This window comes from Anabaena sp. CS-542/02 (genome assembly GCF_028331085.1).
Classification (GTDB): domain Bacteria; phylum Cyanobacteriota; class Cyanobacteriia; order Cyanobacteriales; family Nostocaceae; genus Anabaenopsis; species Anabaenopsis arnoldii.
On record NZ_JAQMTM010000085.1, the window covers coordinates 32,643 to 49,038 of the forward strand.

The 16,396-nt window shown below is 39.6% G+C and carries 16 protein-coding genes and 1 pseudogene; 6 read left to right on the top strand and 11 right to left on the bottom strand.

The annotated features are described in order from the left end of the window. Positions 1–175 precede the first annotated feature (175 nt). From PN447_RS09705 to glmM, 6 genes are all read right to left on the bottom strand, one after another. A complete protein-coding gene (locus tag PN447_RS09705) occupies positions 176–940 on the bottom strand; it encodes a COP23 domain-containing protein (protein WP_271762692.1) in 765 nt (254 codons plus the stop codon). Positions 941–1,053: 113 nt separating this feature from the next. Continuing rightward, on the bottom strand, positions 1,054–1,959 hold the full coding sequence (locus PN447_RS09710) for a DUF5331 domain-containing protein (RefSeq protein ID WP_271762693.1): 906 nt from the start codon (positions 1,957–1,959) through the stop codon (positions 1,054–1,056). Positions 1,960–2,016: 57 nt separating this feature from the next. Next, complete coding sequence (locus PN447_RS09715; protein WP_271762694.1) at positions 2,017–2,343, bottom strand: (2Fe-2S) ferredoxin domain-containing protein; 327 nt, start codon at positions 2,341–2,343, stop codon at positions 2,017–2,019. A gap of 121 nt (positions 2,344–2,464) precedes the next feature. Beyond that, positions 2,465–3,442, bottom strand: coding sequence for a cysteine synthase A (locus tag PN447_RS09720; protein WP_271762696.1), 978 nt, complete (start codon positions 3,440–3,442; stop codon positions 2,465–2,467). Positions 3,443–3,706: 264 nt separating this feature from the next. Continuing rightward, complete coding sequence (locus PN447_RS09725) at positions 3,707–4,345, bottom strand: peroxiredoxin (protein WP_271762698.1); 639 nt, start codon at positions 4,343–4,345, stop codon at positions 3,707–3,709. 150 nt (positions 4,346–4,495) lie between these two features. Continuing rightward, positions 4,496–5,944: a phosphoglucosamine mutase gene (gene glmM, locus PN447_RS09730; RefSeq protein WP_271762700.1), complete on the bottom strand. Its 1,449-nt coding sequence runs from the start codon at positions 5,942–5,944 to the stop codon at positions 4,496–4,498. Positions 5,945–6,425: 481 nt separating this feature from the next. Between glmM and PN447_RS09735 the strand changes: the two genes are divergently transcribed. The 4 genes and pseudogenes from PN447_RS09735 to PN447_RS09750 all read left to right on the top strand — a co-directional run. Then, positions 6,426–7,142, top strand: coding sequence for a biliverdin-producing heme oxygenase (locus PN447_RS09735; protein WP_271762702.1), 717 nt, complete (start codon positions 6,426–6,428; stop codon positions 7,140–7,142). Positions 7,143–7,385: 243 nt separating this feature from the next. Further along, the gene (locus tag PN447_RS09740; RefSeq protein ID WP_271762703.1) at positions 7,386–8,660 is read left to right on the top strand and encodes a DNA adenine methylase; all 1,275 of its coding nucleotides are present in this window, start codon (positions 7,386–7,388) and stop codon (positions 8,658–8,660) included. A 41-nt stretch (positions 8,661–8,701) separates the two neighbouring features. Further along, on the top strand, positions 8,702–9,628 hold the full coding sequence (locus PN447_RS09745) for a Bpu10I family restriction endonuclease (protein ID WP_271762704.1): 927 nt from the start codon (positions 8,702–8,704) through the stop codon (positions 9,626–9,628). Beyond that, positions 9,629–9,727: pseudogene (locus PN447_RS09750) on the top strand (heme oxygenase); the annotation flags it as partial. Between the two features lie 107 nt (positions 9,728–9,834). On the opposite strand, the gene PN447_RS09755 reads toward PN447_RS09750, so the two are convergent. Together PN447_RS09755 and PN447_RS09760 are read right to left on the bottom strand one after the other, a co-directional pair. Continuing rightward, positions 9,835–11,352 (bottom strand): hypothetical protein, encoded by a 1,518-nt coding sequence (locus PN447_RS09755; protein ID WP_271762705.1) that lies wholly within the window; start codon positions 11,350–11,352, stop codon positions 9,835–9,837. Beyond that, positions 11,345–13,669 carry a hypothetical protein gene (locus tag PN447_RS09760; RefSeq protein ID WP_271762706.1) on the bottom strand — a complete coding sequence of 775 codons (2,325 nt, stop codon included), beginning with the start codon at positions 13,667–13,669 and terminating at the stop codon, positions 11,345–11,347. The genes PN447_RS09755 and PN447_RS09760 overlap by 8 nt, the downstream gene beginning before the upstream one ends. Before the next feature lie 105 nt (positions 13,670–13,774). Between PN447_RS09760 and cobW the strand changes: the two genes are divergently transcribed. Then, a complete protein-coding gene (gene cobW / locus PN447_RS09765; RefSeq protein WP_271762708.1) occupies positions 13,775–14,815 on the top strand; it encodes a cobalamin biosynthesis protein CobW in 1,041 nt (346 codons plus the stop codon). A 14-nt stretch (positions 14,816–14,829) separates the two neighbouring features. Beyond that, positions 14,830–15,300 (top strand): ABA4-like family protein, encoded by a 471-nt coding sequence (locus PN447_RS09770; protein WP_271762710.1) that lies wholly within the window; start codon positions 14,830–14,832, stop codon positions 15,298–15,300. Positions 15,301–15,302: 2 nt separating this feature from the next. Here the strand turns inward: PN447_RS09770 and PN447_RS09775 are convergent, their stop codons facing one another. From PN447_RS09775 to PN447_RS09785, 3 genes are all read right to left on the bottom strand, one after another. Beyond that, the gene (locus tag PN447_RS09775; RefSeq protein WP_271762740.1) at positions 15,303–15,533 is read right to left on the bottom strand and encodes an acetyltransferase; all 231 of its coding nucleotides are present in this window, start codon (positions 15,531–15,533) and stop codon (positions 15,303–15,305) included. Between the two features lie 94 nt (positions 15,534–15,627). Continuing rightward, a complete protein-coding gene (locus PN447_RS09780; RefSeq protein ID WP_271762712.1) occupies positions 15,628–15,936 on the bottom strand; it encodes a DUF3181 family protein in 309 nt (102 codons plus the stop codon). A 118-nt stretch (positions 15,937–16,054) separates the two neighbouring features. Continuing rightward, complete coding sequence (locus PN447_RS09785; protein ID WP_271733024.1) at positions 16,055–16,312, bottom strand: 2TM domain-containing protein; 258 nt, start codon at positions 16,310–16,312, stop codon at positions 16,055–16,057. Positions 16,313–16,396: the final 84 nt, after the last annotated feature.

Sequence of the window (16,396 nt, forward strand, 5' to 3'; positions counted from 1 at the left end):
TCATTCTCAATCGATCAATTTCATATATATTTCTACTCAATACCTACGTTTAGCTGAATAGGTTGATTAGATTTCTTGAACACAAATACTTTTGATGCCTGGGATTTTTCTTAGGGTAAGTCTAGATAAATCTTACCCTAGAGATAGCCTTGGGGACTAATCAAAATTGCCAGTGTTAAGGGAAACTATTAGGATTCAAGCGACGGCGGTTTGCAGGTGCTGACTCAGGGTTTTGGGTAGTGCTACGGGTGAAAGTTCCACCATCTTCACGGGTGAGGAAAGGTTTTAAATTAATACCGCTTCTAGATGCAGTCATGGGATTGTTACCACGACCTAGAACTGTGCGCCCTAAGTTATCTAATCCATTTACTCTTCTACCACTGGTAATATAAGTATTCACCGGTACTGTCTGTCTTCCACTATCAGCGGTAATCAAGTTTTGGAAAACGTCATTGAGTACTACAAATGGGTCTTGACCACGGGGTACAGTCAACACAATGCGACACAAAGGATTAGCCCGTGTAGTCACGCAAACAATGTTTTCATTATTTTGTACAGATGTTTGCAGTTCTTCCAGACCATCTGGGCGATATAATTCTAATCTACTGGCAATAGCTTCACAGCGTCTTTGGGGAGTCCAACCACCACCTAAAGTCCTAGGTGCAGCCCAAGGGAAGAATTCTCCTGGTATACTTTGTGGCTGGTACATGACAGTGTACTGTCCATTATAAAATTGACAAGTAAACCGGGTCCCACTAGTTACCGGTGGTGTCTTGATGGGTGGAGTGGTTGGCGTTGATGTACCCCCTGAGGGTATGGTGGGTACAACCACCTCACCGGAACTAGAATCATTAAATTGAGCTAGTGCTGCAGAATTACTCATTAACAATGATAAGCCAAGACTGCCCAAAGATCCAAACTTGAAAAGTTGTGCAAACATAAATGATTTCCCACTCTCAACGTAGTTAGGTATTGATAACTTCAGTGACGAATAATTGGGGATTTTTGATTCATCAAAGATGCTGCTTTTTTGTAGAAGTAGCGACCTCAAGATTACATGGAAATAGCTTGTTCTGGGTTATAGTTTCTACCCTGACAAAACTCATCTATCCAATTCGCCAGACTACGACTATGGGTACTAGGTGATGGGGTGAGTTGAGGGCGAACATTTTTCGGTTTTGGCGATATTTCCCCCTGACTCCGGGAAACTGGGCCTTTGAGGTAGTCACGTAAGAATAAAACCCCAGTTAAATAGTTTTTTTGTAGTAAAAGAGTCCAAAACTTCATAGGTAGATGATCAAACCGAGGATCTCGGACTTTTGCACAAGGTCGAGTTTTGGCTTTGTGAATTACCTCCATTGTCATTGCTAGGGGCGATCGCCTTTCCCCTACTGTCAGAGGTAATCGCACTGGTTGATATTGACGTAGTAAATTGGCAGGTAGTTTAGTAGAATATGCTATTTTAGCAACCGGTGCAGAAGTAACCTTAGTCGCCATTGCAACCGTGGGAATAATTTCATGATTTTTTGTATACGGTGCAACAGATTCTGGCAAGCGCGGCAGATTAACATTTGCAGTGGCAGGACTAGCAATCTTAATAGTAGGTGCAACTAAAGCCACATCTTTGGTTTCAGTATAATTTTCTTCTAAAGATTCGCTTTCCCACTCACTTGTAGAACCCTCAGAGTTAATTACATCTAATTCTTGGTCAGGATTAAAGTTAAGACCTAAAGCTGTAACTATCTGATCGGGATTACTATTTAAATCCACCATAAAAGAAAGATAATCCTGAAATTGCGGCTCTAAAACCGACAAAGTGGCCAAAATCAACCCAGATGAAGGACGACGCAGACCATTGTAAGTACCCCAAACTCTGATTTTTTCCAGCCAAGAACGATTTTGCTGGTAGTAACTCAGCCACTTAATTTTCACAGACTGGCGCAGCTGCTGAATATTCATGGATTTTCCCCTTGGTCAGAAATTGAGTAGTATTTTATATTTTGGATTTACTTAATATTAGCGATCAAAGCGACGATATACCATTTTTTTGACACTTTCACCACCTAACAAATGTTGTTTTACCAGTAGAGGTACTTCATCGGGTTTAACGCCGCTATACCAAACCATATCGGGTAAAACTAGCACCATTGGCCCGTTACCACACTGTCCTAAGCAGCCACTGGCTATTATCATCACATTGGCAACTGGTAAACTTGTAAAAGCGGCTAATACCTTTGCTGCACCTTGCTTTTTACAAGTACGATTTTGGCACACCCGCACACATCTAGTCCCAGACTGTGGGTCTATCTTTGGGAAGTTGGATGGTTGACTTATATTTGACATTGCTCTATCAAGTGGTAGACATACAGCAAAAATATTGACTGATAAGCTCCCTCTCCTTACCTAGGAGAGGGTGGGGCTAAGGTTTAATCAGGTGAGATATTCCTAGCGCCATAACCAACTACTAATCACTAATGACTAATCCTTTTGAGGCTAGCCATTGGCGATTGAATATGCGTGACTGATACCGGGAACCACTATCACATAATATGGTAGCAATAGTATGTCCTGGTCCCATCTGCTTTGCTAAAGCTACAGCCGCGCCAACATTAATCCCCGTGGAACCGCCCATTAATAGGCCATCTTTTCGCAGCAGTTGATATACCACCCGTAAAGCCTCTGTGTCATTTATCTGGATGGCGTCGTCAATGGGTACGCCTTCCATATTGGCAGTGATGCGGCTATTACCGATGCCTTCTGTAATAGAACTACCTTCAATCTTGATTTCACCGGTTTTGATGTAGCTATACATTCCGCTACCTAGGGGGTCGGCAACTACACATTTAACAGATGGATTTTGTGATTTTAGGTACATTGATACACCAGCAAAAGTACCACCAGTACCAGTTGCAGCTGTCCAAGCGTCAATCTTACCCTTTGTCTGTGCCCAAATTTCTGGGCCTGTGGTTTCGTAGTGGGCGCAGCGGTTGGCTAAGTTATCAAACTGATTAGCCCAAATAGCATTATCTAACTCGGCTGCGATTCTCCCAGATAGTTTAACGTAGTTATTGGGGTCTTTGTAGGGAACTGCGGGAACCGTGCGCACTTGTGCCCCCAGGGTCGTGAGTGCATCTATTTTCTCTTGGGATTGGGTGTTGGGAATAATAATTAGGCATTTATAGCCTTTGGCGTTACAAATATGCGCTAGTCCAATACCAGTATTACCGGCGGTTCCTTCAACCACAGTACCACCGGGCTTGAGTAGGCCTTTTTTTTCCGCATCTTCAATAATATAAAGTGCAGCGCGGTCTTTGACGGAACCCCCAGGATTCAGAAATTCTGCCTTACCAAGGATTTCGCAACCCGTTTCTTCACTAAAGCTGTTTAGGCGAATTAGTGGTGTGTTACCAACGGTGCCAACAAATCCATTTTTGATATCCATTTTGATTTTACCTGAGTTCTTGTCTATAAAAATTTTGCCTGATGGCAGTGTTCAGATGTACAGATTCTGCCATGAATATCTCTTGCTTTGGGTGGGTCTCAAGACCAGCTATTGAGCGATCGCTTTTGTTGTGTTATTAAACGATTTGCACCCTTGGCAACTGTGACAAGAAGACGGTTTAATCTAGATTGATAGGCAAAAACGCCAAGGTATCGTCTGGTCTTGGCGCTGGGTTTAATATTGTAAGTGGACTAAGGAGCAGTTTTACTTGTTAGGCTGAGGGGTCATTCTCAGATAAGGCTTAATTTCTTGGTAGCCTTTGGGGAATTTCTCTTTGAGAACTTCTGGATCTTTGAGTGAGGGGACTATGACACAATCATCCCCATCTTTCCAGTCAGCAGGTGTAGCTACGCTGTAATTATCGGTCAGTTGTAGAGAGTCAATTACCCGTAAAAGTTCATCAAAGTTGCGGCCAGTGCTGGGGGGATAGGTAAAGCTCAGGCGCAGTTTCTTATTGGGGTCGATGATGAAGACAGAACGCACTGTGATGTTAGCAGCTGCGTTGGGGTGAATCATATCATAAAGGTCAGAAACCTTTTTGTCTGCATCGGCGAGAATTGGGTAATTGAGAGCGGTTCCCTGAGTTTCTTCGATATCTCCTACCCAGCCATTATGGGAGTCAAGATCATCAACACTCAGGGCGATCGCTTTGACGTTACGTTTGTCAAATTCCGGTTTGAGTTTGGCCACTGTGCCTAGTTCAGTGGTACAAACGGGGGTGAAATCAGCCGGGTGAGAAAACAGCACTACCCAGCTGTCACCTGCCCATTCATAAAAGTTGATATCGCCGTGTGTGGATGCTTGTGTAAAGTTAGGTACTGTATCACCAAGACGGAGAGTCATGCAAGATTCCCTGTAATTTAGAAAGGCATATGTATTCTACTTTGCCATCATGACACAATACACGGTTTTCCTAGAGGCTTTTAGCACTTTTTAACAAAATTTCATTTTCCAGTCTTGACGGGAAAATCAACTTATGAAAATTTAACAGTCTTAAACTGCTAGGTGCTGCCGGACTTGAGATACTAATTCATCTGTCCAGTGGTTAGCCAATTCATCATTAACAGCTTCTACCATGACTCTGATTACCGGTTCTGTACCCGAAGCCCGGACTAATATTCTCCCCGCATCACCCATTGCAGCTTCGGCTTGGGCGATCGCTTGTTGCAAGGGTTGGCAATCTTGCCAATTTAATCGCCGCTCACGATCTGTAACTCGCACATTCCGCAATAATTGGGGGTAAGTTTGAAAACTTTCATCTACCATTTGACTGAGGGGAACACCCGCGGCTCTCACCAACCCGGCTAGATGTAATGCTGTTAACAACCCATCACCGGTAATGGCATAATGGCGGCAGAGAATATGACCAGATTGTTCACCACCTAACATCCCCCCTGTGCGCATCATTTCTGCTTGCACATATTGATCACCTACGGCGGTGCGAATTAACTTCCCACCCTGTTTTTGCCAAGCCCTCTCAAAGCCTAAGTTAGCCATGACTGTGGAAACAATCAGGTTATCTGGTAGTTGTTGCTGTTGTTTTAGGTGTCTACCCCATAGGTAAAGGATGTAATCGCCATCTACTGGCCTACCAGTATGATCTACAGCTAAAATGCGATCGGCATCGCCATCAAAGGCAAAGCCCAAGTCTGCGTTATGTTCTTTGACTGCGCCTTGCAGAATTCCTAGGTGAGTCGATCCACAGTTAACATTAATGCGATCGCCATCAGGTTCATTATGTAGGCTGATCACCTCCGCCCCCATGGCGGTAAATACTTTGGGTGCTAACCCAACCGCAGCACCCCAAGCTAGGTCTAAAACAATTTTCAGTCCTTGCAGATTTACCTTTTCCGGCAAGGATTGCTTTAAGATGTCCCCATACTGGTCTACTAGTTCCCGGCGAGAATAATGCCGTCCACAATTAGTAACTTTACCTGCAACTCCATCACCCCTTACTCCCGCCTCGATTTCCGCCTGCAAGGCTGGAGATAATTTAGTACCATTACCATTAAAAATCTTAATCCCGTTGTCTTCTGGTGGGTTATGACTAGCAGAAATCATCACTCCACCTATGGACTCACTCATACTGGTGAGGTAAGCCACGGTAGGAGTGGGACATAACCCCAAATACCAAACCTCCACCCCGGACGCTGTTAACCCCGCACTCAACGCCATTGCCAGCATATCACTAGAGTTTCTGGAATCTTGCCCCAGGATAACTGGCCCTGTCTGACCACCATGTTTTTGCAAAATCACACCCGTCCAGAAACCCACTTCCAAAGCTAAGGGAGCATTTAGTAATTCTCCTACTTGCCCACGAATACCGTCTGTACCAAATAAGGGGGTATTGGCTACTGAACTTAGGTTTAACCTCCAATTGTGAGATTCAGATGGATAACTACCTTGAACGTTACTTTGGTTTGTGTTGATAGATGTCACCATAAGTTCAATATCCCACGTAATTACAGGTTGACTCAGCAGTTATACTTGAGTTAAGTTTCTCTGTGTAAGTTATATATGCGCTTTTTTTGGCGAAAATCATTTGAATCACACATTATTATGTGACAATACTGTATTATCCTTTCTCAATTGTCAATATTTAATATTTACCGAGTTTTATCTTATTTAATGGTTTTCAATTCAATTATTCCTTTCTACACTTGTTAGCTGCTATTTAGCAATTTGAACACAGGCTGAATAACCAGGATTGATACCAGGATGGTAAAAATCAGATGTTTTACTTTTGACTTCACCCTGGTGGTAGTGGTCTATAGACCCTTGGAGCAACCTACAAATTCAAGATACTTAAAAAAAATTAATATAAATTCTCATCAAATAGTTCTAATCTAACATCTTAATGGCTTTTTTAGTCATTCATAAATCCTAAATTCGGCAATTAACCTTTTAACTTGAGAGATTTAGTATGAGCAGCAATTTAGCAAGCAAATTACGTATAGGTACTAAAAAAGCCCATACCATGGCAGAAAATGTGGGTTTTGTCAAGTGCTTTTTAAAGGGAGTTGTAGAGAAAAACTCCTACCGAAAACTAGTTGCTAACTTTTACTTCATCTACTCGGCCATGGAAGAAGAGATGGAAAAACACCGTCAGCATCCCATTGTCGGCAAAATTAACTTTCCCCAACTCAACCGTAAGCAAACTTTAGAGCAAGACCTAAGTTACTATTTTGGTGCTAACTGGCGGGGGGAAATACAACTATCGCCAGCAGGTGAGGCTTATGTGCAACGCATCCGCGAAATTTCCCAAACAGAACCAGAATTATTAATCGCTCATTCCTATACCCGCTATTTAGGTGACCTATCAGGGGGTCAAATCCTCAAAAACATTGCAGTCACAGCCATGAACTTGTCCGAAGGTCAAGGTACTGCTTTCTATGAGTTTGCAGACATTACCGACGAGAAGGGATTCAAAACCCAATACCGTCAAACTCTCGATGAATTACCTATTGATGATGCTACAGGCGATCGCATTGTCGATGAAGCTAACGCCGCCTTTGGGATGAATATGAAGATGTTCCAGGAATTGGAAGGTAATTTGATCAAGTCCATCGGTGTCATGTTGTTTAATAGCCTCACCCGTCGTCGTCAACGTGGTAACACCGAACTAGCTACTGAGTCGTAATTTTTTGGAGTTTGAGTGACTATATATGGGGGTAGTGGCCCTGTGATTGTTTTCTGTATATGAAGACAACCAGAGGGAAATTACCCCCAAAAAATTAACCAATTTAGTAAAATAGTTTTTAGGCGACATTGAAAACACTGATGAAGGCAAAAACTGTTATCAAGAACTCCCCTATTGCTATAAGCTATAGGTTTTTGCTAGTCAAGTATACAAATCTATTGTATCTTAGGGTTTCATATTAAAATGACATCAATAGTATTCCCAAATATTGAAACTATAGTGGAGCGTGTAGCACAGATTCAGATAGATAAAAACAGTGCTACACAATCATTTCTGAATATAGAAAATAAGAAAAGAAATAGCTTATTTCCATGGCGCGGTCAATTTTCGCCCCAGTTAGTTGAGTATCTTTTAGCAGAAAACAGATCTAATGATTTTTCTATACTAGATCCTTTTTGTGGTGGTGGAACTACTTTATATGAGGCAGCAAGAAAAAACTTTACCTGCTATGGAACTGATGTAAATCCTGCTGCCTATATTTTTTCATCAATAATCAATTTTTGCGCAATTGAATCAGGTCATAGACAGTCTATTTGTAGAGAAATTAGAAGTTTAGCTAGTAAAAATATATCCTACTTTGAGGAAGATTCACTATTAAAATTTGATGATCAATATATCGTTGATTTCCAGAATGAATTACTAGATTTTTACAAAGAATGCCAAAGTTCATTTGAAAATTGTATAATTGTAACTCTCTGTGTTATGTTAGCAATGGGTAACCAAGACACAGCCGAGCCTGGGAAGTTTTTTAAATCACTCAATTCAGTTTTAGATACTATACAAATGCTTCCTTATAGGAAGAAAAAATATACCGTATTACTTTGTGACGCTCGGAATATAGAAGTAATTAAAGATTCAACTATAGATTTAATAGTTACATCTCCTCCTTACATTAATGTTTTTAATTATCATCAAAACTATCGAAAAGCACTAGAGTTTTTAGGATGGAAACCACTAGAAGCAGCAGTTTCAGAGATTGGTGCTAACAGAAAACATAGAGGAAATCGATTTTTGACAGTGATTCAATACTGTATGGATATGTGTAGTGCTTTTCTGGAGATGAGAAGGGTATTAAATGAAGAAGGTAAGGCAATTATTGTAGTTGGCCGAACATCCTGTGTTAGAGGAGTAAGCTTTGAAAATAGTCTGCTATTAGTAATAATAGCTTTAGGAATTGCAGGATTTGCAGTAGAGAAGTGGCAAGAACGGTTTTTTAGAAATCGCTTCGGAGAAAGGATTTATGAAGACATATTTACGCTCAAGCCTGAGAGTAGTCCAGTGTCTAATCACCTTGAAATTGCACGCTCGGTTGGTGTGTGGGGACTACAGAGTTCGATTAAACAGGCAACGGGAGAAATTAAAACAGATATAGATAGCGCAATAGCATCTGCATCTCAAGTCCAAGTATCTCCAAGGTTAAGCGTTGAAGTTCCATCTCATTGGCGCTTAAGTACATAGCGTGTTAAAAATGAACTGTTAAGACCAAAAGTCGAGTAAAAATGGTTAAAGTTCAAAAATCAAATCCTCATGGAGATAAACTTAAAAAACTTTTAGAAAATAACAAGCTTCCCTCTGTGGACAAGCAGAAGGTAGAACAAGCTCTAAATAAATACAAAAATTGGGTAAATGAGCTAGATAGTTGTGAGCTATCAGGTGATGATCTTTTAAACTTCATGGTTAAAAAACTAAATGAATATAAAAATTTTATTGATATAGATTTAATCTTCGATTCAAAAGAGGATTTTCTCCATAGACAAAGGGGACAATTAAAACTTGATAACACAATTTTAGAAGAATTTTTACCAAGGCTGTTTGATATAAGATTAGTCCCTGGCTTTAGCAGACTGCAAAATTTTGAGTGTGGCTCAAAAACTTCTTTTGCAGGTTTAAGCTTTAATTCTCCATTTATAGCTCTTCAAGATGGAGGAGCATTTATAAAAACAAAGAATCAAGATTTTTCAGTGAGTAAGTCTCACCAGATAATTATTAAAGAAAATCCACCAGGACAAGATAACTTCACAACCACTATAGAAGTTTCATATTTTGCTACTGAAATAAAAACCAATTTAGATAAGACTATGTTTCAGGAAGCATCACAAACTGCCAATGAATTGAAACGAGCAGTTTCGGGGTGTAAATACATACTACTTTCTGAGTGGCTTGATATGACTCCTATTAATACGAAGCTTACTTCTATTGATGAAGTAATTATACTCAGAAAAGCAAAAAGACTTTCATCTGATATACGAAGTAAATTTAGAAATTCTAATGACAGAAGAGAAAATAGAGACACCTATGTCAGTTATGTTAATGAACATCCTCTTAATTTAGATTGTTTTAAAAGATTTATTTTTCACCTGAATGAATGCTTTCCTGATTCTGGACATGATCAGGTAGAAGTAGTGCTAGATAGAGGATATTTTTAATTGGAAGGTAATTTGATCAAGTCCATCGGTGTCATGTTGTTTAATAGTCTCACCCGTCGTCGTCAACGTGGTAACACTGAACTAGCTACTGAGTCGTAATTTTTTGGAGTTTGAGTGACTATATATGGGGGTAGTGGCCCTGGGATTGTTTTCTGTATATGAAGACAAGCAGGGGGAAATTACCCCCAAAACCTTATCTTTACTACCTATATTTTTCTGTTGGGAGTTAGTAAGTGAAGTACGTAAACTATCAGTCCTATAAATCCTAACTCCTGTCTTAAAAACTGCCTAAGTTGTTTATGATTACGAACCCTGCCAAAATCTTGTAAATAGTCCTCCAAATATTGGATCTGGCTTATTTCCCCTTGTAACAATGACAATTGATGGTTTGAATTCCTCAAATCTACGCGGGTATTATCTACCTGTTGCAGTAGGGTTCTAACTTCTTCTAAACCTCCTATACCGTCTATTTCAGCCTTAATAGAGTCAAGTTGTGTTAAAATACCTTTGGCATCGTGAATATTTTCATTATATCTATCAATAGCAGCATATATTGCCAGATTTTCTTGCTGAATTTTTTCAGATTCTGCTCTGACATTATTTATGTCCTGCAAAATTAATCTTGCTTCTCCCACAATACTGGTAACACCTATTTCCTCCAGTTCTCTTTTTGCTTCCCTTAATTCATGTAGAATATTGCTAAAACTTTGTAAATATTCTAAGTTGTGGAATACTTGGGCTTCAAGTTGTCTAATATTGGTTTCAAGAGTTTGTAAATCATGTAATTTCTGGGATAGTTGAGGTTCAATGTTTTGATAATATCTATCAATTTGTGAGATGGCCTCATTAATACTTGTAGCATTCTCCGCATATATTGCCAGATTGTCTTCCTTGATTTGTTGAGATTGCTCTAAATAATTTTGTGTTGTAAGTAAAATTCTCTGGGATTCTGCTCTGACATTATTTACATCCTCCAAAATTAATATTGCTTGTTCCACAAGACTGGTAACACCAATTTCCTCCAGTTCTCTTTTTGCTTCCCTTAATTCCTTGAGAATATTGCTAAAACTTTGTAAATATTCTAAGTTCTGGGATACTTGAGCGTCAATATTTTGATTATATGTGTCAATTTGTGAGATGGCCTCATTAATGCTTCTAGCATTAGCAGTAGATATTGCCAGATTGTCTTCCTTGATTTGTTGAGATTGCTCTAAATAATTTTGTATTGTTAGTAAGATTTTCTGGGATTCTGCTCTGACATTATTTACATCCTCCAAAATTAATATTGCTTGTTCCACAAGACTAGTAACACCAATTTCCTCCAGTTCTCTTTTTGCTTTCGTTAATTCATCGAGAATATGGCTAAAACTTTCTGCAGCTTGTAATTTCTGGGATAGTTGAAATTCAAGTTGTTGAATATTTGTTTCAATAATTTGTCCAGCTTGTAATTTCTGGGATAGTTGATCTACAATTTCTCTAGCGTTGCTTTGAGATTCTATAAGTTGATCACGACTAGTGCGAACTTGTTGATCAACTTCTCGGGCTTGTTCAAGAGTTATGTTTGCTCTCTCTACAGAATTATTAATTACATCGGTGAGTTTTTGAAGTTGTTGGGCTTGTTCAAGAGTTTTTTTTGCTTCCTCTACAGAATTATTAATTACATCGGTGAGTTTTTGAAGTTGTTGAGCAACTTCTAAATCTGTCGGGTTTTGAGGATTAGTCATTGGTTTCTCCTTGATAAATTTGGTTGATAGCAGCCTGACACAGTACAGATACAATGGAACCACGTTGATCGGCAATTATATCTCGGAATGGATAATCTTGAGGAATATCTTTACCAATCCTCATTCTCACTCTAGCTGCTTCATATATAAGTCCTTGTTGCTCAAGTTTATCTGCAATATTCAGTATGACTAAAGAGCGATATTCTTCCAGTTCTCTGTCTTGTAATTGGGATATTTCTTCTACTGCATCCCAGTATCTACCTAAAGCCCTGAATAATAGGCATTTGAGGGGAACGATATCAATGGGACTCCAAAAACTATTAGTTTCTAGTAGTTTTAATTCTGTTAATTCTTGCAGAATAATTTTATCCTTTTGAGATGCTCGTAAAATTTCAATAGCTGTCTGCTCAATTTCTAATACTGTTTGATTGTCAACTCTGGCTGCTCTCAAAGCTGCATAGGTATCCCAGTAAAGTCTCAAAGGCTGACTGCGTAAACCTTTATCAATGAGGTTACGTATTGCCTCAAAATCTTGGGATATCTGTTCTCCATTACCAAACTCTGTAATCCATGCTAATGGTTGATCAGCATCAGAAAAATTGAAAAACTGACATTGATTAAAATGGGTTCTACCAATCCTCTCAATTTGATCAGTAGTGCTAATGATTAGTAATCTATAACGAGGTCTAGTAAAAATTGTATATAAATTACTTGCTTCTTCCATTGATAGTGTTCCTTGTCCCTCGAATACGGAAAAAGCCACACAAGCGTCAAACTCCCTCCCTTTAGCTTGGGCAACATTCAGGTAATCTATTCCCGGTAAATTCTGATATTTTGGAGCAATATCTTGATGGATTAACTTGACACGGCTAGAAATTCTTTGCAGAAGATAGCGATCATCTCGATTTAATACCCTGTCATTGAGTCGAGAGAGAACTTGTGATAATTCTTCTGGTGAGTTGCACTCTAAAATCCTTACGGGTTCACCCTCTTCAAAACAGTTTTTAGGATCACTGGGATCAGGTAACCATCTTCCTTGGTTTTGTGAGTTAGCTTGTCTTGCGAAATCGTGAAAAATATTGGCAAATTCTAAAATACGCCGGGTATTGCGATAATTATATGTCAGAGAATGTGTTGTATTCAGTTTTAATTGTCCCCAATCAAAACCAGTGGGTTTAATCCTTTGATTCATATCTCCTAACAGCCAGAGGACATGAGAATGGTTATGTTGATGCCATCTTAACAACATTTGTTTGATAGCTTCAATTTCAGCCATTAAATAATCTTGAGCTTCATCAAATATCAACAGCGTTCTAATCCCTTCTGGTGGAGGAATAGTTTCTGTAATTTCTTCTAACCCATCTAGCCAAGTTGTTTTATCTCCTAGTCTTTGTTTCCAGTCGTTTATATTAACTCTTCTTAGTTGTTGGATTACTGCTTCATTTTCTATGTAAGTTCTATTATTGTTTAGGTCGCCTAAATTATGTTCCTTGAGTACAAACGCCCTAAATAACACCAAATCGCGATATTTGATGTTGTCAGAGTGAAAAGCAGTTAACTCTTCTTCATCCGTGGAAATCTGAGCATATATGTTTGGTTCCGCCTGCTGTAACCACTCTTTAAAAGTACCTAGGAAAAAATTTGGCCTTTGCTCCTGTGAATTTAAATCTTGCTCCTGTAAAATTGATTTTATCTCGGTAAAGTTTTCCAGATCAGAGCGTAAAGCTTCGGGAACAATTAAGGCAACATTCCAACCTTGGTTAGAAAATAATTCACAAGCTATTAAAGCAGCACATACTGTTTTACCTGTACCTGGTGCGCTCTGTAATAAAAAGCTATTAATTGGGGTATGATTTGGTGGTAAAGCGGTTATTAATTCCTGAGAAATTGCTTGTTGCTCAGGAGTAAGAAGAGGTGAATACAAGTAACCACCATAAACAAACTCATACCAGGAAGTAACTCGTTTATGATCAAATTGGTAAGTGGGGAGATGCTCTACACGTGTTGGTTCAACTCCCAGTAACTCCGCGAGTGTGATTGCACCTTCTGGATTTACATTCTCGGAAATTATATCATAAACATAATCCCTTAACCCCGCCGCAATTACTAAAATTTCATAATTATTTCGAGTCCAAACAACTCTAATATCACCTCTTTTAGTGCGCCATAAATCTTGGTATCCCCGTAATTTTTTTTTATCTCCCAGGTTTCCCTGACTTATGTCTCTCAAGACTTGTGCTATATCCTCAAAATAATTATGTAACTTGAGGATATGCCGAAAAACAGACCTGGTGATTTTGATAGTATAATTACACATGAAATACTCGAAAAGTATTATATCAACTATGTAAAAATTTAGTCTAAGTTCCAGTTTATCATGAGTATATAATTTTTGTCGCGCAGGGAGTAAAGGTAGTATATAATGTCCGGTAAAATACCAGTAACAGTGATTACAGGTTTTTTAGGCAGTGGTAAGACTAGCCTAATTCGCCACCTACTACAAAACAACCAAGGTCGCCGTATTGCGGTGTTAGTCAATGAGTTTGGGGAACTGGGTATTGATGGTGAGTTGTTAAAATCCTGTGAGATTTGCCCTGAAGATGGGGAAGAGGGGAGTAATATCTTTGAGTTAACTAACGGCTGCTTATGCTGTACTGTGCAAGAAGAGTTTTATCCCACGATGCAGCAGTTAATTAAGCGACGAGATAGAATTGACTGTATTTTGATTGAAACTTCTGGTTTAGCTTTACCCAAACCTTTAGTTAAAGCCTTTCGCTGGCAAGAAATTCGCGCCGCTGCTACAGTGGATGCAGTAATTACCGTGGTAGACTGTGCGGCGGTAGCATCAGGTACATTTGCTAGCGACCCGGAGGCTATAGCTGCTCAACGCCAAGCAGATGATAGCCTAGAACATGAAACACCCTTACAAGAACTGTTTGAGGACCAATTGGCCTGTGCAGATTTGGTGGTGTTGAATAAAACTGATTTAGTGGATCTGGAGACAAAGCTGGAAGTTGAGGAACTAATTAAGCAAGAGTTACCCAGAGTGGTGAAGATTGTGGAAAGCGATCGCGGTCAAGTGGATGCTTCCATCTTACTGGGATTTCAAGCCGCAGTTGAAGATAATTTAGATAGTCGTCCCAGTCATCACGACACGGAGGAAGACCACGAACACGACGAAGAAATTACCTCGACTCACCTAGTATTAGACCGGAGCTTTGACCCGGAAAAGCTACAACAGCAACTGCAACAACTAGCACATCAACAAGAAATCTATCGGATTAAAGGCTTTGTCTCCGTACCGAATAAATCTATGCGCTTAGTAATGCAAGGTGTAGGAACCCGGTTTGACAAATTTTACGATCGCCCCTGGAAAGTCCAAGAACCTAAACAAACCAGTTTAGTTTTCATTGGTCGTGATTTGAAACCTGCGGAAATAGCATCTCAATTAGTAGCTTTATAATCACCCCAAATTGTATGAACATCTCTCAACTATTTGACATTGCCAATATTTTCGTTTTACCCTTTTGGGCGTTAATGATTTTCTTACCTAACTGGAAATTTACACGGTGGGTAATGGCATCATATCTACCTTTTGTAGTTTTAGCTAGTGCATATTTGTATCTGTTTGTCAATAGTATTACCCCAGAAAATGCTGCCGCTTTATCTAATCCCCAGTTAGCAGATATTGCGCGATTTTTTACTGATGAAACAGCAGCTGCAACAGGATGGATTCATTTCCTGGTGATGGATTTATTTGTGGGTCGTTGGATATATTTAGAGGGTCAGAAAACAGGTATCTGGACAATTCATTCTCTGGCTTTATGTTTGTTTGCTGGACCGCTGGGTTTATTGTCTCATATAGTCACCTATTGGATCACTAGGGCATTTTTCCCCAATTCACAGACTAAGGATGTGGGAGAACCAGCGGTTTCTTCCAGTAATTAGATTTAGTGAGCAGAGGTGCAAAGTTGAGGATGTCGATAATTGGGATCAACCCAACAAAGCGGTAGGCTTTCACCAGAGGGAAATACAAGATTCTGTTTTTGATAGGTTTCAGGTTCTTGTTCTTCTTGACCTAATTGGTCTTGGGCGCGGATGATCCGACTATTAGGATCAATTAATTCCTGAAAATCAAGGACTTTAATAAGATCACCTGAATCTTTGAGTTGTAAAAACATATTCATCACCTCAATAAATTTGAAGGTAGAATGGAAAATACTCCTCATCCTTTTGTTGGGGAAGATATACCGCCTCACCTCAACTGAGCAGAACTTAAATCTGGCGTTGATATTTCTCTAAAATATCTACCAAGTTGACTTGACATTGTAGTGGGAGGAGATCATTTAAAGGTAATTCTTTCCTCCCACCGCCAATTTTGACTGGGATAGATGTTAATACCGCTATAACTCTGTCTTCATTGACAGTCTGGGAAGTAATTAAGGGATACATCTGTTCAGCAACTACAGTATGTAGTTTGGCATCAGATAAATAAAGATGCCATTTAGCAATATCTATATATACCGCTTCGCCAATTTCAGCAGCTAGGGCTTCCAGTATTTCAGCGGTGTTGGTTGTAGCCATAAAAATCACCTTATATCAACAAAGAGCGTTAAATGTCAGGGTTTCTTGCATGATCGCACAATTATGTATTGGGATCTACCACCACAGGTTACAATCCCCTAGCCGCAATAATCAATCTTCAGGTAGATTTGGGTGGAGTTTCGCTATAGTTGGCGATCGCACTAATATAAATCAGATGCACCAACAATACTAATATCCAACCTGCGGTTAACCAGGGTAGCCATTCCCAGGTGGCCGATTTTAAGTTGTGGACAAACCATAAACCGGAATTAACAGCCGTAGTCAATGCTACATGGACAGCAAAATTCATCCGGTCATCTAACTTGCGGAAATCTGGATCTTTGCGGTCGGGTTTGCGAGGCCAACGAGGAGGCATAAGGATTTATTTGAGACTTGAGCCATGTACTTACTCAACTTTAGCAGACACATTCACCATCTGTGCTTACCCATCATGATTCAG